21 protein-coding genes are annotated in these 21332 nt (G+C 56.3%); 10 read left to right on the top strand and 11 right to left on the bottom strand.

What is annotated here, in order from left to right:
* Positions 1–103: 103 nt before the first annotated feature.
* From AC5S3R_RS17670 to AC5S3R_RS17650, 5 genes are all read right to left on the bottom strand, one after another.
* Complete coding sequence (locus tag AC5S3R_RS17670; RefSeq protein WP_494268546.1) at positions 104–328, bottom strand: type II toxin-antitoxin system PemK/MazF family toxin; 225 nt, start codon at positions 326–328, stop codon at positions 104–106.
* A gap of 151 nt (positions 329–479) precedes the next feature.
* Positions 480–719 (bottom strand): hypothetical protein, encoded by a 240-nt coding sequence (locus AC5S3R_RS17665; protein WP_494268483.1) that lies wholly within the window; start codon positions 717–719, stop codon positions 480–482.
* Positions 720–785: 66 nt separating this feature from the next.
* Positions 786–1100 (bottom strand): hypothetical protein, encoded by a 315-nt coding sequence (locus AC5S3R_RS17660; RefSeq protein WP_494268482.1) that lies wholly within the window; start codon positions 1098–1100, stop codon positions 786–788.
* A 108-nt stretch (positions 1101–1208) separates the two neighbouring features.
* Entirely contained in the window at positions 1209–2528 is a 1320-nt protein-coding gene (locus AC5S3R_RS17655; protein ID WP_494268481.1) for a M48 family metallopeptidase, read from the bottom strand.
* A complete protein-coding gene (locus AC5S3R_RS17650; protein ID WP_494268480.1) occupies positions 2525–2722 on the bottom strand; it encodes a hypothetical protein in 198 nt (65 codons plus the stop codon). The genes AC5S3R_RS17655 and AC5S3R_RS17650 overlap by 4 nt, the downstream gene beginning before the upstream one ends.
* An 89-nt stretch (positions 2723–2811) precedes the next feature.
* On the opposite strand from AC5S3R_RS17650, the gene AC5S3R_RS17645 reads away from it, so the two are divergent.
* The 3 genes from AC5S3R_RS17645 to AC5S3R_RS17635 are packed head-to-tail and all read left to right on the top strand — an operon-like array spanning position 2812 to position 5666.
* Positions 2812–4953, top strand: coding sequence for a PP2C family protein-serine/threonine phosphatase (locus AC5S3R_RS17645; RefSeq protein ID WP_494268479.1), 2142 nt, complete (start codon positions 2812–2814; stop codon positions 4951–4953).
* A 54-nt stretch (positions 4954–5007) separates the two neighbouring features.
* Positions 5008–5256, top strand: a complete 249-nt coding sequence (locus tag AC5S3R_RS17640) for a type II toxin-antitoxin system Phd/YefM family antitoxin (protein WP_494268478.1) — start codon at positions 5008–5010, stop codon at positions 5254–5256.
* Positions 5253–5666 (top strand): type II toxin-antitoxin system VapC family toxin, encoded by a 414-nt coding sequence (locus AC5S3R_RS17635; protein WP_494268477.1) that lies wholly within the window; start codon positions 5253–5255, stop codon positions 5664–5666. The genes AC5S3R_RS17640 and AC5S3R_RS17635 overlap by 4 nt, the downstream gene beginning before the upstream one ends.
* An 83-nt stretch (positions 5667–5749) precedes the next feature.
* On the opposite strand, the gene AC5S3R_RS17630 is transcribed toward AC5S3R_RS17635, so the two are convergent.
* Entirely contained in the window at positions 5750–7072 is a 1323-nt protein-coding gene (locus tag AC5S3R_RS17630) for an inositol-3-phosphate synthase (RefSeq protein ID WP_494268476.1), read from the bottom strand.
* Between the two features lie 89 nt (positions 7073–7161).
* Positions 7162–7803: a DedA family protein gene (locus tag AC5S3R_RS17625; protein ID WP_494268475.1), complete on the bottom strand. Its 642-nt coding sequence runs from the start codon at positions 7801–7803 to the stop codon at positions 7162–7164.
* 197 nt (positions 7804–8000) lie between these two features.
* Between AC5S3R_RS17625 and AC5S3R_RS17620 the strand changes: the two genes are divergently transcribed.
* From AC5S3R_RS17620 to nth, 3 genes are all read left to right on the top strand, one after another.
* Complete coding sequence (locus AC5S3R_RS17620) at positions 8001–8264, top strand: hypothetical protein (protein ID WP_494268474.1); 264 nt, start codon at positions 8001–8003, stop codon at positions 8262–8264.
* A gap of 60 nt (positions 8265–8324) precedes the next feature.
* The gene (gene hemQ / locus AC5S3R_RS17615) at positions 8325–9155 is read left to right on the top strand and encodes a hydrogen peroxide-dependent heme synthase (RefSeq protein WP_494268472.1); all 831 of its coding nucleotides are present in this window, start codon (positions 8325–8327) and stop codon (positions 9153–9155) included.
* A gap of 346 nt (positions 9156–9501) precedes the next feature.
* Positions 9502–10209, top strand: coding sequence for an endonuclease III (gene nth / locus AC5S3R_RS17610; protein ID WP_494268471.1), 708 nt, complete (start codon positions 9502–9504; stop codon positions 10207–10209).
* 17 nt (positions 10210–10226) lie between these two features.
* Here the strand turns inward: nth and AC5S3R_RS17605 are convergent, their stop codons facing one another.
* From AC5S3R_RS17605 to AC5S3R_RS17590, 4 genes are read right to left on the bottom strand one after another with little or no spacing between them, the layout of a single operon-like run.
* On the bottom strand, positions 10227–10997 hold the full coding sequence (locus AC5S3R_RS17605) for a uroporphyrinogen-III synthase (protein ID WP_494268470.1): 771 nt from the start codon (positions 10995–10997) through the stop codon (positions 10227–10229).
* Positions 10994–11926: a hydroxymethylbilane synthase gene (hemC, locus tag AC5S3R_RS17600; protein WP_494268469.1), complete on the bottom strand. Its 933-nt coding sequence runs from the start codon at positions 11924–11926 to the stop codon at positions 10994–10996. Before hemC ends, AC5S3R_RS17605 begins: the two co-directional genes overlap by 4 nt.
* A complete protein-coding gene (hemA, locus tag AC5S3R_RS17595; protein ID WP_494268468.1) occupies positions 11923–13320 on the bottom strand; it encodes a glutamyl-tRNA reductase in 1398 nt (465 codons plus the stop codon). The genes hemC and hemA overlap by 4 nt, the downstream gene beginning before the upstream one ends.
* Positions 13317–14144: a cytochrome C assembly family protein gene (locus AC5S3R_RS17590; protein WP_494268467.1), complete on the bottom strand. Its 828-nt coding sequence runs from the start codon at positions 14142–14144 to the stop codon at positions 13317–13319. The genes hemA and AC5S3R_RS17590 overlap by 4 nt, the downstream gene beginning before the upstream one ends.
* Before the next feature lie 278 nt (positions 14145–14422).
* On the opposite strand from AC5S3R_RS17590, the gene mutS reads away from it, so the two are divergent.
* The 4 genes from mutS to AC5S3R_RS17570 are packed head-to-tail and all read left to right on the top strand — an operon-like array spanning position 14423 to position 20895.
* On the top strand, positions 14423–17077 hold the full coding sequence (gene mutS, locus AC5S3R_RS17585) for a DNA mismatch repair protein MutS (protein WP_494268545.1): 2655 nt from the start codon (positions 14423–14425) through the stop codon (positions 17075–17077).
* Between the two features lie 2 nt (positions 17078–17079).
* Positions 17080–18222: a beta-N-acetylhexosaminidase gene (gene nagZ, locus AC5S3R_RS17580; protein ID WP_494268466.1), complete on the top strand. Its 1143-nt coding sequence runs from the start codon at positions 17080–17082 to the stop codon at positions 18220–18222.
* Positions 18219–19388 carry an anhydro-N-acetylmuramic acid kinase gene (locus AC5S3R_RS17575; protein WP_494268465.1) on the top strand — a complete coding sequence of 390 codons (1170 nt, stop codon included), beginning with the start codon at positions 18219–18221 and terminating at the stop codon, positions 19386–19388. Before nagZ ends, AC5S3R_RS17575 begins: the two co-directional genes overlap by 4 nt.
* Positions 19381–20895: an ABC transporter substrate-binding protein gene (locus AC5S3R_RS17570; RefSeq protein WP_494268464.1), complete on the top strand. Its 1515-nt coding sequence runs from the start codon at positions 19381–19383 to the stop codon at positions 20893–20895. Before AC5S3R_RS17575 ends, AC5S3R_RS17570 begins: the two co-directional genes overlap by 8 nt.
* Positions 20896–21332 lie beyond the last annotated feature (437 nt).

Raw genomic sequence — 21332 nt, 5'->3', positions numbered from 1 at the left:
CCATGATCCGGCCCATAAAGGCAAAGAATCGAGCATCTTGGGCCTATCGACAAATACAAACCCAAGATATTGGGTTGTTATGCCGGATGGTGCGCGAATCTTCTTACTGCTTCAGATTAAGGAATTCTGCCAGAGCTATACGGACGGTCTTGAGCGTGTCCTTATCTAAGTATCCGATCCACGTGCCTACCTTATTGCGAGGAACAGTTACGGCTTTGTCGATCATGATTTGCGAACGACGCTGAAGGCCGTTTTCGCGTGTAGGCTCCACCAGAATACGCAACATATTCGATGGAATAATTTCACTCGATATACGCAGAACCGTCATCGAAGGCAAGAGCGAAAAATATCCGACTGCACCACAAGAGCCGGACGTGGTTTGCCATAATCTCCCGAAACGGCAATCGCCACGATGTCCCCATATAGTGCTTCCCTTACTCGCTCCAAAGCGCTTCATCCTTGAGATCTGCTTCGAGTTCTTACATCACAGCAAATTCCTCACTCAAAGAATTTTTTGCATATTCTGCAATCATTTTGGATTGGCGCTCGGCTTCTGCTTTATATGCGCGACGTTCGACGTAGGCCCGCATAAATGTGCGAATCAATTGCGCAGCAGGCTTGTCTTCCGCCTCGGCTGCCTTGGTAAAGGCCGCCTTCAGCTTCGGATCAATTCGCATGGTAAAACTGGTGTCCTTAAGATGCTTTGAGGTGCGTGGCATTCCGCCCTCCTTAAATTTCTATATGTAATAATGCACTTACATTTCACATACAACAAACAAATAGCCTCAAAGCACGTTGCGCCACCAGGAACTCTCTTCACTGCTCAGGAACTTCGTCTTTTCGCCACGCGAGAGGTAGTAATCCCGCCACTCTTTCGGGTGCATGGTGGAGCAGTCCGGCCAGCTAGCGTCCTTTTCCAGGTGCGTAGAGTCGTTGTGCTTGTCCACGAGAGTAACTTCCGTAGCGGAACACTGAATTACCCGCTGCCCCCTCAGAGAAAACGCCGTGCCCGGCGGAGGAGGCGGTGGCACCTGGTTAGCAAGCTTGGTGAGCAGCAGAACGAATACAAATACCGCAACAGCCGTGGCAATCTTCTTCATGCAATATGCAGCCCCGTTGCCTCAAAAAGTTCCTCCAGGCATCCCAAAAAATGCCGTAGGAAGACACAACCAGACTACAGGCGCACTCACCTAATCACAAGCGCGCTGCTACTGGTTCTTCTGATTCTGTTGGCTTTGGCTCTGCCCCTGATCCTCGCGGCGCTTGAGCGTCGGACGGTCATCGCCACCCTTCGAGTCATCATCGCTGCTGTTCGGGTCCGAACCTACGCTGGCGCGACGCAAAGAAGGCTTCTTCGTCTTGTTATCCGTCAGGCGGCGCTTGTTCTCAATGCGGGCAAGCCGCGCCTTGATGTCGTCGAACTCCGACGTTGTGACCGTGTACTCGTCCTTGGCAGGGAGAATCTTCGCAATCTCCTCCTGCGAGTGCAGGATGCGGTCCGGTGTCTGCGGATGGTCTGAGAACGCCTTGGCTACCATGCCCGGCTTCCGCTTCTCCAGCGCCTGCACTTTTTCAAAGAATGCGATAAACGCCTGCGGGTCGTATCCGGCGCGATACATGTATTGCACACCTAGGTAATCGGCCTGCGCTTCAAACTCACGCGAGAAATGCAGGAAGGTTACCGGGATGCCAATGGAGGCCGCTTCGTAAATCCCGTACCCCGTCCAACCACCAATAAAGATGAGCGGAATGGTGCCAAGCTGCGCGTAGTTGGCGCGGGTCATCTCGCGGGCAACATGGTGCGCGCACACATGCGCCGTCTCGTGCGCCATTACGCCGGCAAGCTCCGCCTCTTCATCCGCATTCAAAATCAAGCCGGAATTGACGTAGAAGAATCCGCCCGGCAGCGCCATGGCGTTGATTTCGTCGGAATCAATCACCTTAATCGTGAACGGCACCTTGCAATCGGAGTTCTTCACGATGTTCTGGCCAATGCGATTCACGTACTCCGTAATCACGGGGTCGGTAATGAAGCGGGTACTCTTCTCGATCTCCATGGAGTACTGCTTACCCATCTTGATTTCGGTGTCGGTGGAGTACCAGTTGCCGATGCCGCGTCCGCCAATATCGCGATTGCCGACCGCGCTTACATCGTCAATGCTGCCAGCCTTCACATTTTCCTTCTGGCTGCCCACTTCGACAGTCTTGTCCGGGTCTACATTGGTAGGGGCAACGTCACCTTTCACAGCCTCCGTCCCCGGCTTGTCCTTGTCTTTATCCTTGCTCTTCTTGTCGGACTTCTGGTCCTGCGCGGAATTCTGGGTTGAATTCGCGGAACCCTGATCGGAAGGCTGCTGTGCGGCTGGCTTATCCCCGCCCACCGGAGCTGTGCCGGGGGCAGGCGTTGCCGGGGGCGTTGTTTGAGGGGCGGTCTGCGGAGTGGTCTGCTGGGGCGACTGCGCGAAAGCCGTAGCGGCTGCCGTAAAAACCGCCAGTAAAACTGCTTGCGCTATCTGTCTCTGCTTCATTGCGCCCTCCCCCTCCAGCCTATTATGGAGAATACACCCGCTTCGCTTAATTGTTTAGACGGCGCAATCCGCATCCCGGTCAGCAATGCGCGCGTAATTTTCGCCATATCAAGTTTTTCTTTCCATTCAGTGAAACCAAACTCCGCCCGCAATCGTTCCTGATGCAACAAGCGCTTGAAAACATGCGTAATCACAGGGGAAGAAGATGGTTCCCCACCCCGGAAAGGCTTTGGTCCCGCACCCCCTTCTGCTTTAAAGTGGAGTCCACAGACAGAGATAGCGAATGCCACAAAACTCATTCCTGCGCCGCAGTTTGCTCACCCTGGCCATGCTTTTTGCGTGCATGGGTACGTATGTTTTTGCGCAGCCGTATCCTCATCCGGGCCATCCGCCGGTTCCGCCTGCTCCTACCTCTGCTCCGGCCTTCCTTGACGCCACCCATATCGGCTCGCCCGTTCCGCTCACCAAGGGCTGGCGCATTGGCGTCTCCAGCGACCCAGCAGCAGCCACTGCGAGCTATGACGACTCCAAATGGGATATTCGCGACGCTGCCGAATCCATTGCGGATGTTGACGACGATGCTGACAGCGATTCGGATTCCGGCAATAAGGCCCCCAAAAACGCAGAACGCGAGAATAAGAAATCCCCCAACGATTTCGTCTGGTTCCGTCTGCACGTAAAACTCGCTCCCAACCATGGCCCGCTTGCACTGCTCATGGAAGTGCCGATTAAAACCAGCACGACCATGAACCTTGGTTCCTCTGGCTCCGATGCGGTTGTCTTTGCGAATGGGCAGGAGATTCGCCCGAATGGTCCGAATAGTGGCACCCCGGAGCGCTACCAATCCATCTCCCGCATCTACATGCTGGATATTCCGCCTGGGCAGACCGACCTTACGCTCTCCATTCGCACCCTGTACACGCCTTTTGGCCTGACGGCATATACTCATTTCTTTGCCGCGCGCAAGCTTATGCTGGGCAACCCGGAGTCGCTCGACAGTTGGCTGGAGTTGTGGCACAACCACAGCCTCTTTGAGCGCCTGCCCAAGCTGATTAACTCCATCCTGCTGGTTGTTCTGGCCGGGTTTCTTCTGGCGCTCTTCTTCACTCAGAAGGGGCATCGTGAGTACCTCTGGCTGGCTCTCTACGAGCTGGTGCAGGCGCCTATCAGCTATATCGATATGGCAGGCAGCCTTGCCTACATGGAAACACTGCTGTATTCCGCAATCTTTCTACAGCTTTTCCTGGTATCCGCGTATCTTTACTTCGAGTTCTTGATTGCTTTCCTTAACCTGCGCCGCACCGCGAAGTGGAAGATAACCCGCTGGTCTATCTTCGCGCTCCGCGTGACTGCCCCCATCCTGCTCGGCATGGGCCCCACGCTGCGTTTTGTGGGACATAACCACTTGATTGGGGTGCTGTTTATCCTTGTCGCGCTGGGCAGCACTCTCTGGATTGCCTATTGGCTTTTCTTCTGCGTAGCGGTGCTGATTATCGCAACGGTGCGCCGTAATTATGAAGCGGGAGTGCTGCTGATTCCGCTGGTGCTCACTTTCATCGGGCTGCTTGAGCCTATCTTCACATCGGGGATGCTGGATGTGGAAGGCCACGCTTACCACTCGCCGCTAACGATTTTTGCCGGGCCTATTCCGATTCACTTCGCGTCGATTGCAGATTTCGCAGGGCTGCTTGCCATCGTGCTTATCATCTTTGTCCGCTTTCAGCGCATTCACCGCGACCGCGAACGCAGCGCAAGCGAACTGCACGCCGCGCGCAGCGTGCAATCGGTAATGATTCCGCAGGAAAGAGTGAAAACGCCGGGCTTTGAAGTCGATTCGGTTTACACACCGGCTGCAGAAGTTGGCGGTGACTTCTTTCATCTTGAAACTACGGATGACGGTGGTCTGCTGGTGGTTATTGGCGATGTGGCCGGCAAAGGCCTTCAGGCCGCCATGAATGTCTCCATGCTGGTGGGAGCCCTTCGCCGCGGCGAGGAGCTCCGACCAGCCAAAATTCTCGAAGCCCTGAATCGCGTCCTTGTTGGCAGCGAGAGCTTTACTACATGCGAAGCTGCATGGTTCGGCCCGAATGGCGAACTGGCTGTGGCCAGCGCCGGCCATCTGCCGCCTTATCTCAACAGCCAGGAAATCAACCTGCCCGGCGGCCTTCCTCTCGGCGTCATCCCCAACGCCACTTATGACGAAGTCCGCCTCTATCTCCACCCCGGCGACCGCGTGCTGTTCCTGTCGGACGGTGTCGTAGAAGCTCGCAACCCTGCTGGCGATCTCTTCGGCTTTGAGCGCGTGCACAATCTCAGCAATCAATCGGCGTTCTATATCGCCGATGCCGCCAAAGCCTTCGGGCAGGAGGACGATATTACTGTGCTGACCGTTCGCCGTCTCGCAGCTGCTGTAGCTGCCGCGTAATCTCGCAAAGCAAATCATGTTAAGCTGGCTTAAGCTAGATTATCTGGAGGGCATATGCTTGAAATCGGTGCCTTTGAGGCAAAAAACACCCTTGGCGCTCTACTCGACCGCGTTGAAAATGGCGAAGAGGTTCGCATTACCCGCCACGGACGGCCTGTAGCCCGCCTTGTGCCTGACAAGCCCTACGATAAGGCCAGAGCTCTTGAAGCCGCAAAACGCATCCGTGAACGCGCAGCGCAGAGCAAATCAGGCCCTTTTAATTGGGAAGAGTGGAAGCCCCTGCGTGATGAAGGACGCAAATGAGCCTTGTTCTCGACGCATCTCTAGCATTGGCTTGGGTCCTTCCTGGTGAAAAGACTTCCGAGACAGAATCCGTTCTCGAAATGGTAATGAATGATGGTGCCATTGTGCCTGAACTTTGGCACATTGAAGTTGGCAATATCCTGCTTCACAGTGTTCGCCGTTCTCGTATTTCACGTACATATCGAGACGAATCACTCGATGATCTAAACGATATCCCGATCCTCATCGACAACGAAACCAGCAGTCATGCATGGTTTCACACACTTTCTCTCGCAGACAAACACAACCTGACACTCTACGACGCATCCTATCTAGAATTGGCAAAGCGCCTTAATCTGCCGCTCGCAACTCTCGACCGTGACTTGCGCACTGCTGCTGAGAACGAAAACGTCCCATTACTAGGTAAGTAGATTCAGGCTAAAAAGCAAAAGCCCCATCCTCACGGACAGGGCTTTTGCTTTTTGGCGCGCGGAGCGCGCGGTTGCCTGGACGGCTAGTCCTCGTAATACTCAAGCCCGAGGTGCGTAATCAAATCCTCGCCCTTGATATGGCGCAGCGTGTTCTTCAGCTTCGCCAACTGGATGAACAGGTCGTGCTCCGGGTACAGCCCTTCAGCCGTCTGCGGCGACTTCAGATAGAAGCTCAGCCACTCCTGGATGCCGATAGAAGCCAGTTCCGGCGTGCGCTTGGCGAGGTCGAGGAAGAGCACCAAATCCAGCGCAATCGGCGCAGCCAGAATCGAGTCGCGGCAGAGGAAGTCCACCTTGATCTGCATCGGATAACCCAGCCATCCAAAGATGTCGATGTTATCCCATGCTTCCTTGTCGTCACCACGCGGCGGATAGTAGTTGATGCGAATCTTGTGGTAGATGTCGTTGTACAGGTCGGGATAAAGCTCCGGCTGGAAGATGTATTCCAGCGAACCCAGTTTCGACTCTTCCTTCGTCTTGAAGCTCTGCGGCTCGTCCAGCACTTCGCCATCGCGGTTGCCGAGGATGTTCGTCGAGAACCAGCCCTTGACGCCCAGCATGCGCGCCTTGAAGCCCGGCGCAAGAATCGTCTTCATGAAGGTCTGGCCAGTCTTGAAGTCCTTACCGCAAATCGGCGCCGAGTTCTTCTTCGACAGCTCAATCAACGCCTTCGTGTCCACCGTCAGGTTCGGAGCGCCATTCGCAAACGGCACGCCTTCGCTCAACGCGGCATAGGCATAAATCTGCGACGGGGCAATGCCTGGGTCGTCATTCTCAAGGCCCTTCTCAAACGCCTCAATCGACTCATGCACAGCCGTCGGCTCAAGGAAGATTTCCGTCGAGCCCGCCCAGATCATCACCACGCGGTCCACGGTCTTCCTGAAGTTGCGAATGTCTTCGACAACCTGATCCGCAAGATCCTTCTTGTTCTTGCCCTTCTTTACGTGTGTGCCGTTCAGGCGCTTCACATAGTGCTGGTCAAAGACCGCGGGCAGCGGCTTGATGGTTTCGAGATAAGGCTTCAACTGCTCCAGCAGTTCCTTATCGAGAACCTTGGCATGCGCGGCAGCCTCGTAGACGTTGTCCTCAAAAATATCCCAGCCGGTAAAGACCACATCGTTCAGGTCCGCCAACGGCACAAAGTCCTTAATCTGCGGAGAAGTGTGGTCCGTGCGCTTGCCGATGCGGATGGTGCCCATCTGCGTCAGCGAGCCAATCGGCTTCGCAATTCCGCGGCGCACTGCTTCCACGCCTGCAATCATCGTGGTCGCTACGGCGCCAAGGCCCACAACCATTACTCCAAGCTTTCCCTTTGCCGGCGCAATCGCCTGCTGCTTGCTCGACATCGTTTACTCCCTATCCTTCCTTCTGCATTCCATGCGTGCACCTGCTGCATGCGCGCACTTGTTAGGCCCAGATGGGTAAGTTGAACCCGTCAGGCCTGATTCTCCTTGCGGGCGCGCTGTAGATGCGTCCACACAAACCACACACCGCCCACAAGAATCAGCACAATAATCGCCGTGTGAAAGCGGTGGAAGTATTCATGGAAAGGCGAATGCGGGTCGTCCCAGCTTTCGCCCAGCTTCATGCCGGCGTAAGCCAGTGCGTAGCACCACGGCCACGAACCCACAAACGTATATAGATGGAAGCGTCCCTGCGGCATCCTTGCAATCCCCGCCGGAAACGCGATGAAGGTCCGGACCACGGGCAACAAACGTCCCAGCAGTACCGTAATCGAACCATACTTGGTAAAGAACTGGGTCATGCGGTCCAGGTCGTGCCTGCTCATCAGCACCCAGCGGCCATAGCGTTCCACCAGCGGCCGCCCGCCTTTGGCGCCGATCCAGTAAGCGATCACCGAGCCGAGGTTGCAGCCGATGGCGCCGACCGTCGCCGTCCAGAACAGGTTCAAGTGCTTGAGGTATACGAGATACCCCGCAAACGGCATGATGATTTCCGAAGGCAACGGCACACACGCTGATTCAATTCCCATCAGCGCGGCAATGCCGGCATACCCACCCGCATCAATCACACTCGTTACAAAGTGCACCAGGAAAGCAACGATCTTCTCACTCATGCGTAGCCCACTCAGTATAAATGCCGAATCCAGGGGGATGTTCTGCCTCTGTAATTCGGCGAATGAAGATATAAGACAGCTCAAGATAACAAAAAATGCTCACCCAAGATTTATGAGAACATGGGTGCGCACGAAATAACAGGCTTGGCGCAGGCTTAAAGATGAAGCTACGGATTTCCCCGGAGATAACGCTCTTTGTGCTCGTGCTGCTTGGCGTGCTCAGCCTGCTCATCGAAGCATGGAAAGGACCAGAGCCGCTTTCGTTGGTGCAATTCCTCCTGGCTCACAATCTTTGGCACATCTGGAATGAACTGAGGTGGCAATTTATGTACACGCATGAGGTGCTGCATTTTCTTTCCGGCGTCTTCGGCTCCCTGCTGGGATGCTCCATTTACTTCGCATTGCAAAAGAGAAAAGTATCCTCTTCAAAAGACAAACAAGGCAGTGCCAGCGGACACTGACGCCCTGCCCTGCTTTGTTACCCTGAATAGTTATCCATTTATCCAGCAGAGGTGCGCACAGTGTCCGACTTTCCTCCCGTCCCCCTTACGCTTGAAGGCTCCGCCGTACTCCATCAGTTCTTCCGCTTCGATTGGAAAGCTTTTCGTGCCCTCGAATCCGGCGAACGTGAAAAGGCAACTGCGGAATTTACGAGCGTCTTTCAGTCCCTTGAAAAATCCGCGGACGGCAAAATCCAGTCTGCGATTTTTTCTCAGCTAGGACACAAGGGCGACCTCATCTTTTTGCACTTCCGCAACTCGCTTGAAGATCTGAATCAGGTTGAGCTGACACTCGCGCAGACTCGCCTGCATGACTTCCTTATTCCTACGCATTCCTATGTGTCAGTGGTCGAGCTTGGCCTTTACGAGTCCTCGCGCAAGACCTATGAAGCCGCATCAGAAAAAGGCTTTGCGCAGCACTCGCCGGAGTGGAATGCTGAAATTGCATCCTCGCTCCAGCGTGGAGCAGCCGCGATGACGCCGCGTCTCTTCCCCACCATGCCGGAAGCCAAGTACCTCTGCTTCTACCCCATGGACCGCAAGCGCGACGAAGTGAAGAACTGGTACAGCGTGCCTTTTACTGACCGCCAGCGCATGATGCACGACCACGGCATGATTGGCCGCCGTTATGCGGAGCAGGTGAAGCAAATCATCACTGGCTCGATTGGCATGGATGATTGGGAGTGGGGCGTAACGCTCTTCGCCGAAGACCCCGTTATCTTCAAAAAGCTTATCTACGAAATGCGCTTCGACGAAGTCAGCGCTGACTATGGGTTGTTTGGCCAGTTCTTTATAGCCCTGCGCCTGCAATCTGACAAATTGAATAATTGGCTCCAAGGTAGTCTCTCGTAAAATTTCCACGTGGATTGCTTCTATCAGGAATTGTTTTTGCGGCCATTTCACTGTTATGTATCACCTCCACCCTTTGGCTGTATCAAGGCAAACTTTTCGGGTGGATAACTGGAATTTGCAGTGTTACCATCTTCACGCTTGTCACACTCCTCACTGCTGGGGTGCTGTTCATATTTCCAGCCGGCGGATTGATGCTGTTACTCTCACGTCCTGTTCGTGAATTCTATTTTCGGAACTACTATCAATAAACTGCTGTCGAATCTCCAGTCTTTACCGGAGGGAGCAGGGGCCTTCAGGCCCCTGCTCCCTCCGGTGTTGCGTTAGCATAAATTCACTGAGAAAACCCATGCCTGCAATCAAGTCCGTATCAAAGAAATCTACCCCGAAAAAAGCCCCAGCCAACCGAGGCGATCTCGCTCCCGAGCGCATCGCTGCCATCCTGCGCGGTCTCGACGAAGCCTATCCTGAAGCCCTCTGCGCGCTGAATCACAAATCGCCGTGGGAGCTGCTTGTCGCCACGATTCTTTCGGCGCAATGCACGGATGTGCGCGTGAACATGGTCACACCTGCGCTCTTCAAGCGGTTCCCTACTCCACAGGCAATGGCAAAAGCTCCTATCGAAGAGCTGGAAGAACTGGTGAAGACTACCGGCTTCTACCGCAACAAGGCGAAATCGATTCAGGGAGCGGGAAAAGTCATCTCCGAAAAATTTGGCGGGAAGATTCCTGAGACGCTGGAGGAGTTGATAACGGTTCCCGGAGCCGCGCGTAAAACCGCCAATGTGGTTCTCGGAGTCAGCTTTGGCAAGGCGGAAGGCGTCGTCGTGGACACGCATGTCTTTCGCATCTCACGCAGGCTGAGCCTTGCAAAAGGCGATACCGCGCAAAAGGTCGAGCAGGAGCTGATGAAGGTTCTACCGCAGGACCGCTGGATCAGCTATTCGCACCAGATTATTCATCACGGACGGAAGGTCTGCATTGCGCGCAAGCCCAAATGCCACGAGTGCAACCTGGAAACACTCTGTCATTCCAAAGACAAGACCTGGCACTCATAAAAGCTGTGTTGGCGAAGTTAACTTAGTAACCGCACAACGGCTGCAATGAGCCCCAGAACATCATGCGGATCAGCCTCAGCAGCAGGCTCCCATCCGGCGGCGCGCAGCGTAGCGCTGGTGATTGGTCCGATGGAGATTGCCTGAACATCCGCCAGCGGAAACGCAAGGCCAGCCTTCGTGGCAGCTTCCGCAAGATGCGTAACAGAAGAGGCGCTTGTAAACGTCGCCGCATCGATTCCGCCAGCCAGCGCTGCACGCAACCGCTCCGGGGCATCAGCAGGCAGCACATTCCGGTAGGCATCGACAACATCCACTGTGGCCCCCGCCGTGCGCAGCGCATCGGGAATCACATCCCGCGCGACGGAGGCACGAGTCAGCAAAACGCGCTTCCCTGCCCAGTCGCTGCGCAACCCGGCTGTCAGGCTCTCCGCCACATACTTCTTCGGAATAAAACTCACAGGAACGCCCGTCTCCCGTAATGCCTCCGCTGTTGCTCCGCCAATAGCGGCAACATGTACGCTCGAAGGCAGCGCAAGCGTAAGCCCAAGCGCGGCTGCCCTCTTTGCAACAGCCTGCACGGTGTTGGCGCTGGTAAAGATGAGCCAGTCATAGCTGGGAAGCGCGCCAATCGCGGCATCGAGAGGCTTCCAGCTCTCCGGCGGCAGAATCTCCAACACCGGAACCTCAACAGGCTCCGCACCAAGCTCTCGCAATCCCGCGGAAAGCTTGCCTGCCTGCTGCGCTGTGCGCGTAACCAGAATGCGATGCCCCACAAGCGGTGTCGTCATTGTGCAACTTCCAGAAGTTTCGCAGCGCCTTCTTCCTTAAGCATGTCCGCTGTGAGCTGTCCAAGCGCAACGGGGTTTGCCTTATGGCGCGATATCTGTTCATGAATGCGAATGGCACTCCCATTCGCCGGGTCCGCAACCACGGCAAAGATTTCGACAGCCTCCGGCTCCACAAAGCGGCAGTGAACGCCAATCGGAACCTGGCATCCTCCGCCAAGCGCGGCCAATGCTGTGCGCTCTGCTGTTACAGCAAAGCGGGTCTCTTCATCATCCAGAAAAGCCAGCGCCGCAAGAGTCGCTTCGTCGCCAAGTCGTGTTTCAATGCCAAGCGCTCCCTGTCCTGCAGCGGGACAGAAGTCTGCAGGTGAAAGGCGCTGGCGAATCCAGTCAGTACGACCGAGGCGGTCAAGCCCGGCGGCTGCGAGGAGAACCGCTTCCACCTGCCCCTCCGCCAGCTTGCGAAGACGCGTATCCACATTGCCGCGGAACTCTACGGCTTCAAGATCAGGCCGCAACGCCTTCAACTGGGCACGCCGGCGCTGACTACTGGTTCCGATTTTTGCTCCCATCGGCAGCGCGTCAAGCGAGGCATGATTCACCGAGACAAGCACATCACGCGGGTCAACTCGTTTAGGAGTAGCCGCCAATGTAAAGCCATCAGGCAGTTCTGTCGGCAGGTCTTTCAAAGAGTGAACCGCAAGGTCAACTTTGCCCTCGGCAAGAGCCTCTTCAATCTCCTTGGTGAACATGCCCTTGGTGGTGCCGGACTGCTCCGCAACCTGCGCGAACGTTACGCCCTGCAGGCGGTCGCCAGTGGTCTTGATGATGTCAATTTCAACGGTGTGCCCCTGCGCACGCAGCAGGCCTGCAATATGGTTGGCCTGCCAGAGGGCAAGTTGTGAGCCCCGGCTGCCGATACGAAGGTTCATTTACGGCCTGCCTGTGAGATTTGATTCTGGTTCGAGTCCGCCTCAGACTCTAACGATTGTTTTTCAAATGGCACGAGCGGTTGCGGCGTCTCCGCGATAACAGGTAGCGAGTACGTTTCGCAAATCGTATCAAGGCGTGCGGTGTCATTCTCACGCGCCGCCTGCTTGAGCGCCTGCATGGGTGGATGAAGAAACTTGTTGACGAGCCCGCGAGTCAGCGCCTCAACAGCTTCGGCCTGTTCTGGAGTAAGGTTTGCAAGACGTGCCTGTGCGCGGCGAATCTCCGATTGGCGAAGCTCCTCCGCCTGCCTTTGCAGCGCAACAATAGCAGGCGCTGCGCTCACGGCGCGCTGGCGCTCGTGGAAGCGCTCCACCTCGCGGGCAATCATTGTTTCGGCATCTTCCGCAGAGCGGCTGCGCTCGGCGATATGAGATGCAGCTACCTGCTGCAGGTCGTCAATGTCGTAAACAAACAGGCCTTCGAGCTTGTTGACAGCGGGGTCTACGTCGCGCGGCACGGCAATATCGATGAAGAACATCGGTTTGTTGCGGCGGCGATGTAAAAGCGTCTGGCCGTGTTCGCGGCGGAAGATGGGGTGTGGCGCGCCGGTGGAGGTGATGACGATATCGGCTTCGGCTGCAGCCTCGTAGATTTTTTCAAACGGAATAACACGCCCGTGGAAGGTTTCCGCGAGTTTGTGTGCGCGCTCAGCGGTGCGGTTGGTAACCAGCACCATTCCCGCACCCTGCTGGACAAGATGACGCGCAGCCAGCTCGCTCATCTTTCCCGCACCAACCAGAAAGACCGTGCGGCCATTCAGGGAACCAAAAATGCGGCGGGCTAACTCCACGGCAACCGACGCGATAGAGACGGAGTTGGAGCCAATCTCAGTTTCCGTACGTACTTTTTTCGCGGCGGAAAATGCCGATTGCAGCAGGTGCTCAAGCTGCCCGCCAACCGTTCCGGCAGCGCGGGCCACCGTGTACGCCTCTTTTACCTGGCCAAGAATCTGCGGCTCACCAACAACCATGGAATCCAGCGAAGAAGCTACGCGAAAGAGATGGCGAACAGCCTGCTTGCCTTCGTGCTCATATACATGGCCATCCAGCGCGGATGGCGCAAGATTGAACTGCTCGCGGAGAAAAGATTCGAGGTCCACCTGGTTGCCGCCGGACTCAGGAGCCTCATGCGCAGTAATCAGCTCCACACGGTTGCAGGTGGAGACAATCATGGCCTCAGTAACGCCGGGAATAGCAGCAAGAGCGCGGGTCACATCCGGAAGGTCAGATGGAGCAATCGCAATGCGCTCGCGCAACTCAATCGGAGCAGTCTTGTGATTCACGCCGAAGACGCCGATGACAGGCTTGTAGTTCTGGTGCGAATTCTGGCTCATGGCGCACCGTACCTGTGCACGGCGCTGAACTGGTTGGCAGCCCAGACGGCGAGCATGACAAGCAGCACGGCACCAGAGAGATACGCCGCTCTGCGTCCACGCAGGCCAGCGGTCGAGCGAACAAAAAGCAGCAGAACGTAAACCGCCCACATAACGAAGGAGGCAATCACCTTGGGGTCGCGGAAATATGCCGCCCCAAGAGTCGAATCCTGCGCCAGGACAGCGCCAATGACAAGCCCCACCGTCATGCAGGGAAAACCGAAAAGCAGCGTCGCATGCGCAATGCGCTCCAGGTTATCCAACGGAGGAAGCCAGTCCAACGCGCGCGGGCCAGAGCTTGAAATCTTCGTCTTGATGCGCCGCTCCTGCACCAGGTACAAAATGGACGCAAGAATGCTGAAGCCCAGCGCCGTGTACGCGGCAAGCAGGGCGGCAATGTGAGCCACCAGCCAGCTAACCTTTACCCCTGTTGATGGAAAAACATAGCGTTCCACGCCCAGCGCTGGAATAAAAACAATGAAAAACGTGACAGGAAGCGCAAAAATTCCGAGCGAAGCCGCACCGTACAGCCACCAGACAAGGAAAAACGCTCCCGAGATCAGAAGCCCAAGAAGAGATTCCGTTTCACGCACGCCCACCGGGAGCCAGTGGTGCGCCCCGACCAGCATCTCCACCACGGAAACGAAGTGGAAGAAAAAGGCCAGCCCGCCAAAGTGAACCGTCCATTGTTTCCAGCGCTCACGGGCAAACAGAACGGCCGGGAAGACGGCAATTCCCGCCCCCGCATACAAAACCGTCGCCACCCTGAGCCAAAGCAAGTCCATCCTATGGAATCCCGTAACCTTCAGTATAGATTGCGCCGCGCTTTGTTTTGATTCTTATCGACTTCCGGCATGGCACGCAACATACCAAAGATGGAACATTTTGCCACCAGACGCCGTGCGCTGCGTCACAGTGCGTGTGATGGTTCCCTTTGGGCCGGTTGGCGGCGATAGCGAGGGGCCGCACACGGTATCTTGAAAAGAACGTGATTAAAGAAGAAAACCAGTCCGGATTGGAAAAAATGGCGGTGGAGACCTTTGCTCTAAGCAGCCCTGAACCCATGGAGGAAGCCGCGCCCAAATCCGGTACCAAAACCGAAGGCAAACAGGCCGAGCTGACCCCGTTCATGCGTCAGTGGACAGCGGCGAAGAACGAGAATCCCGATGCGCTGCTCTTCTTCCGCATGGGGGATTTTTACGAGCTTTTCTACGACGACGCAGTAGTGGCCAGCCGCGAGCTGCAACTGACGCTGACGGCGCGTGACAAGGAACGCCTCGTGCCGATGTGCGGGGTTCCGTACCACTCGGTTGAGGGCTATCTGACCCGCCTCCTGCGGCGCGGCTTCCGCATCGCCATCTGCGACCAGATGGAAGACCCGAAGCTGACGAAAAAGATTGTCCGCCGCGAAGTGACGCGGGTGCTTTCGCCGGGAACAGCATTGGATTCCTCGCTGGCGCAGGAGCAGAACAACTTTCTGGCGGCGTTTTTTGAGGCTCCCTCCGGCAAAGGACAGCCAGCCTTCTTCGGTGTGGCGCTGCTCGATGTTTCGACAGGCGAGTTCCGCACCGCCGAGTTCTCCGGCCCCAATTCCAAGGCTCAGGCAGCCGATGCAATCCTGATGGCCGGAGCCAACGAAGTGCTTCTGCCCGTGAGCGCCGAACTTCCCGCAGGGTTGGAGCGTGTATCTGCCCGCACCCGCGTGGAGGATTGGGTTTTCACGCATGACTTTGCCGTACCTCTTGTCGAGCGCCAGCTTCACGTCAAGTCGCTCGAAGGCTTCGGCCTTGTCGGACATGACCCGGCTGCAATAGCCGCTGGCGCAGTGCTGCATTACGTGCGAACCACGCAGAAGAACGAAGCGCTGCATATTGATTCGCTGCGTTTTCAGGAGCATGCAACCGCGCTGGAGCTGGATCAGGTCACCGTGCGGAATCTCGAATTAGTCGAGCCGCTTTTTCAAGGCCAGGACAACCGCGCCACGCTTTTTCATTCGCTCGATGCCTGCCAGACTCCCATGGGCAAGCGGCTGCTGCGGGCCACAATCCTGCGTCCGCTCATTGAAGCGCATGAGGTGGAAGCGCGCTATGAAGCCGTCGGCGAAGCTGCCGGCGACTTAATGCGCCGCGAAGACCTGCGCCGCTCCTTCAACGGTATTCTGGATTTAGAGCGGCTGCTGGCGCGGCTCTCGCTGGACTCTGCCGGGCCACGTGATGTGCGTGCTCTCGCTGCCAGCCTGTCGCACCTGCCCGGCCTGCTTACCGCGCTGCAGGCAATGAACGCAGCACAGTGGCAAACACTGGCGAAGCGCTTGGACACGCTCGTAGACGTAACAACGCGAATCGAAAGCATGCTGGTTGCAGAGCCGCCGTTAACGCTGGCCGATGGCGGAGCGGTCGCCGCGGGTGTAGATGCAGAACTCGACGATCTGCGCACAATCTCAACAAGCGGGCGGCAATCCATCGCAGCCATTGAAGAGCGTGAGCGGCAGCGCACAGGCATTGGCTCGCTGAAGGTTCGCTATAACTCCGTCTTCGGCTACTACATCGAAATTACAAAGGCGAATCTTTCGCTCGCGCCCAAAGATTACGAACGCAAGCAGACGCTCGTGAATGCGGAGCGGTTCACCACGCCGGAGCTGAAAGAGTACGAAGTCAAAATCCTCACCGCGCATGATCGCTCCATTGAAATTGAGAAGCGAATCTTTACGGAGCTTCGCAAGCTTGTCCTCGATGCGGCAGGACGAATCAGGAAAGCTTCCGCAGCCGTGGCGGAAGCGGACCTACTCGCATGCTTCGCGCATCTTGCTGCCTCGCGCCGCTATGCACGTCCTCAATTAAGCAACGAGCCAGTGCTGGAAGCAGTGCAGGCGCGGCATCCAGTCATCGAGCAATGGATGGAAGAGACCCGCGAAGGCCGCTTCATTCCCAACGATATTTTTCTGAATGCGAATGAGCAGGGACCAAGCCTGCTGCTCATCACCGGCCCCAACATGGGCGGCAAAAGCACCTACCTGCGCACGGCTGCAATGCTTGTGCTCATGGCGCAGATGGGCTCGTTTGTTCCCGCTGCGAGTTTGCGAATTGGCCTGGCAGACCGCATCTATACAAGGATTGGCGCAAGCGACAACGTAGCGCGTGGCCGCTCCACCTTTATGGTGGAAATGACAGAGACGGCTACGATTCTGAACACAGCGACGAAGCGCTCGCTGGTCTTGCTCGACGAAATGGGCCGCGGCACAGCGACATTCGACGGCCTCAGCCTTGCATGGGCCACCGTCGAATATCTCCATGCAGAGACAGGCGCTCGCACGCTCTTCGCCACACACTATCACGAGCTGACAATGCTGGCCGAAAAGCTGCCGCGTGTGCGCAATCTGCGCGTCGGCGTGAAAGAAGCTGCGGGCGGGATTGTCTTTCTACACACCATTGAACCGGGTGCAGCCAGCAAGAGCTACGGCATTGAAGTCGCAAAGCTCGCCGGCCTGCCTTCAGCAGTCATCGAGCGCGCCCGCCATGTGCTGCGACAACATGAAAAGCAGGAGCGGCAAAGCGTACAGGTAGAAACTGAGCCTGAACCGATGCAGCTCACTATTTTTACGCCACTCTCACAGCGCATCGTGGACCGACTCGCAGAGGTAGACGTGAACTCCCTCACCCCTCTGCAGGCATTGAACCTGCTGGAAGAACTGCAACACGAGCTGAAGCAAAAGGATTAGGAATGGCGATGAATCTGCGTCATGCTGCAGGCAGTCTGATTGTTGTTGGCGTCTCCGGCACGGAGCTTTCGGGCCTGGAGCGGGCATGGCTGAAACTTGTCCGGCCAGGCGGCGTCATCCTCTTCCGCCGCAACATTGCGGACGCGGCGCAGACGCGGGCTCTGCTAGAGGAAACAACTTCCTTTGCCGCCCCGCGCGCTCTGCGATGTGTTGACCTTGAAGGCGGCACAGTAGACCGTCTGCGTGACGCGCTGGCAGCTTCTCCCGCTGCTCAGTTTGTGGCCCGCGCCAATGTTCGCAAGGCTGGCATTGCACAGCAGCACGGCGCGTTGATTGCAAAAAGCGTGAAGGCTTTCGGATTCAACACAACGCTCGCCCCGGTGCTGGACTTAGCGCTGCACGACTCGGCAGAAGTGATGGGAACGCGAGCGACGGGCTCGACGGCAGCAGAAGTCGTTGCGTATGTGCGTCCGTTTCTTGCAGGTCTCGCTGCTGAAGGCATGGCAGGCTGCGGCAAGCATTTTCCCGGCCTCGGAGGCGGAACGAAGGATTCGCATTTCGAGACTCCCGCAATTGAGCGTCACTGGCATGAGTTGTGGAATGAAGACATCGCACCCTATCGCGAACTAAAGAACGAACTGCCGATGGTAATGGTAAGCCACGCAGCTTTTCCGCTTACATCAAGCAAGCATCTTCCAGCTACGGCCTCACCATTCTGGGTGACCAAGGTTCTGCGCGAGCGCATTGGTTATCGCGGCCTCATCTTTTCTGACGATATGGAGATGGGCGGCATTCTCAGAGCAATGCCGATGGAAGAAGCAGCCATTGCTGCAATTCGCGCAGGCATGGATACGATTGAGATTTGCCACAGCCCGGAGCTGATTCTGAGAGCCTATGAAGCACTGGTTACGGAAGCAGAACGCTCCGCATCCTTCCGCACGCTGCTGCTGGCGCGTGCAAGAGAAGCAGGCCGCAAGCGCACAAGGATTGTTCCAGCAGTCGCACCCAAGGCGCTAACGGCGAAGCAGTATGAAGCGTTGCAAGCAAAGATAAATGCCTTCCGCGAAAAGATTCTCGAACTGGCAGGCGAGACAAGTGCAGTTCCTGCAGGAAGCAAGCTGAAACCAGTGGCGGAGACGGCATGAGCGCGAAACCGATGATTGTTGCCGGCGTAATGAGCGGCACCTCTGCCGATGGCATTGACGTTGCGCTGGTGAAGATTGCTCCCGGCAAAAAGCGGCCCGCGCTTTCGCTGCTTGCGCATGAGGGATTCCCCTACCCTGCGGCGCTGCGGCAAGCAGTGTTGTCTGCAATGAATGCCGCTAACACCTCAACAGCAGAGCTGGCGCGTCTCAACTGGCGGCTTAGCCTTGAGTATGCCGATGCCATTCGCAAAACCGCAGCAAAGCACAGCACAACCATCGATTTAATCGGCTGCCATGGGCAGACGATTTATCACCAGGGCAAGGCCGAGCGCTATGCGGGACGCAGTTTTTCATTGACATGGCAGTTGGGCGAGCCTGCAGTCATTGCGCAATCGCTGGGCGTGCCTGTTGCTTCCAACTTTCGCCCTGCGGATATGGTTGCAGGCGGACAGGGCGCACCGCTGGTGCCGCTGCTGGATTACGTAATGTTTGCCGATGCAAAGCGCGGACGCGTTCTGCAGAATATCGGCGGCATCGCAAATCTTACGGCGATTCCTGCAGGTGCAGGCCCGGAAAAACTCATCGCCTTCGATACCGGGCCAGGCAACATGGTCATCGACGCACTTGTAGCAAAGCTCTTCGGCAAGTCTTATGACAAAGGTGGCGCCATTGCGGCGCGTGGCTCCGTGATTGAGCCTGTGCTGCAGGCAGAGTTGCGGCTCGGATACTACCGCGTCAAGCCTCCCAAGTCCGCAGGGCGCGAAGAGTTTGGCCGCGAATACGCAGATAAGTTCCTCGCGAGTTGCAAAAAACATAGCCGTAAGCCAGAAGATACCGTGACAACCGCAACTGCATTAACCGCGCAGACAATTGCGCAAAGTTATGCGCGATTTGTCGCCCCCACAATGCAAAGCTCAGTTGTTGACTACATAGTTTCAGGCGGCGGCGCGCGCAACCACACGCTGATGGCAATGCTGGATGCGCGCCTCAAACCACTTGGCTGCAAGCTGGCCTCAATGGATGCGTTTGGATTGCCGGTGGAAGCGAAAGAGGCCGCGGCCTTCGCGCTGCTGGCATGGCAAACATGGCATAAGCTCCCCGGCAACGTTCCTGCGGCCACTGGCGCGGAGCGCCCTGTGATTCTTGGGCAGGTGACCTATGCGTAAGCTCCTGTTACTGAGCATGGTCCTGCTCCTCGCCGGCTGCCGCACTGCGCAGCGCGATCCCAAAACGGTTGTGTTCCTGATTGAAAGCTCGCCTACCAGCCTTGACCCGCGAGTCGGGATAGATGTGCAGTCCGAGCATATTGACGAGTTGCTATTTGATGGCTTGGTGGAACGCGACCCGAGTTTTCATTTCACTCCGGCTTTAGCCGCCAGTTGGGATACGCCAGATACGAAGACAGTTATTTTTCACCTGCGCGATGGGGTGAAGTTTCATAACGGCAAAACATTGACCAGCGCTGACGTGAAATGGACGCTGGAGTCGATGCGGAATGGAACGATCATCACCGCGAAGGCTGCTTCTTATGCTTCTGTCGATACGATTGAGACTCCCGATGCAAAGACGGTTGTGCTGCATCTGAAGAGGCCGGATAACTTTCTTCTGACGAACCTTTCTACCGGCGCCATCGGCATTGTTCCCGAAGGCTCGGGGAAAGAATTCTGGCGGCATCCTGTTGGAACGGGGCCGTTCCTGTTTGACAGCCAGCAGATTGACCAGGATGTTGTCGTCGAGCGTAATTTGCAGAGCTGGCGCGTGGTTCCGAAGATTGAACGCGTGCGGTTCGCTGTTGTTCCAGACATTATTACGGAAGCTCTGGAGCTTGAAAAAGGCTCGGCGGATGTGACGATTGATTCGCAGTCGATGGATTCCCTTCCCGTGCTGGCCAGCAGGCCGAACCTGCAGGTGACGGCTGTGCCGGGAACCAAGCTGCAATACCTTGCTTTCAATGTGCGCGATCCGCTGCTGCAGGATGCGCGTGTGCGGCAAGCAATCAGTTGTGCGATTGATCGTGACCTGCTGATTCGCACGTTGATGAGCAGCCGTGCGCGCCCGGCAAAGAGCCTGCTTCCGGTTACGCATTGGGCATGGAACGGCGACGGACCAACCTTCAATTACGATCCGAAACGCGCCGAGCAACTGCTGGATGATGCCGGTTATCCGCGCAAGGCAGGCGGCGTGCGCATGCACCTGACGATGAAGACCAGCACGGTTGAGGACATTCGCCTGCTGGCAGCGGTGCTGCAGCAACAACTGGCAAAGGTTGGAATTCAGCTTGATATTCGAAGCTACGAATTTGCCACGTTTTATGCCGATGTGACGCGTGGGTCTTTCCAGATGTATTCGCTGCGCTGGATTGGCGGCAACGAGCAGCCGGATATCTTTTCGTACGCATTTACAACGGCACGCATTCCGCCGAAGGGCGCGAATCGTTCGCATTACTCAAATGCAAAACTGGACGCACTCCTGGATGATGCTTACCAAAACACCGACCAGGAAAAGCGCAAAGCCGACTATGCCGAAGCGCAGCAGATTCTGGCGACCGACCTGCCCGCAATCAACCTCTGGTATCGCGATACGGTAGTGGTACACAACAAGCGGCTAACCAATATTGCGCCGACGCCCTCGGGCAGTTTCACCTTTCTGGAGACTGCGGAGCTGACGAAGTAGTACACCCCAAAATGCGCCCAAGCCACAGCGCATACCTGCTTAATCGAAAGGACTTAGCTAAAACACAGGGGAAGAGATTCCCTCCGGGATCGGGCTGCTTTTTGCTCTGAAAATATATAGAACACAACCGTCGAAATAACACGCAAATGCGGCGGAAAAATTTCTGTAATAGGGGCGCATTCCAGAACCACAACCTATATAGCTTGATAATGAAGTCAGTACTCCCCCGCGCCCTTCCTGTTCACCCCATGCAAGGCTCAAGCGAACCGGCATGTTCTTAAGGGGATCTTAAGGAAATTCAACTATTCTTTTAGTTGTCGTCCTTTTAGCACACTTCTACGTCTACATGTTTGGATGCAATGAATTTTTTAGTTGCAGTTGCGAGCCAGTTGTAAAGGGCTTGCCTGCAGGGGAAGCAATGACACGCAAGGCACGCA

Source organism: Occallatibacter sp. FHG110214_02, assembly GCF_059115385.1.
This window is presented reverse-complemented; position numbering and strand designations above follow the sequence as displayed.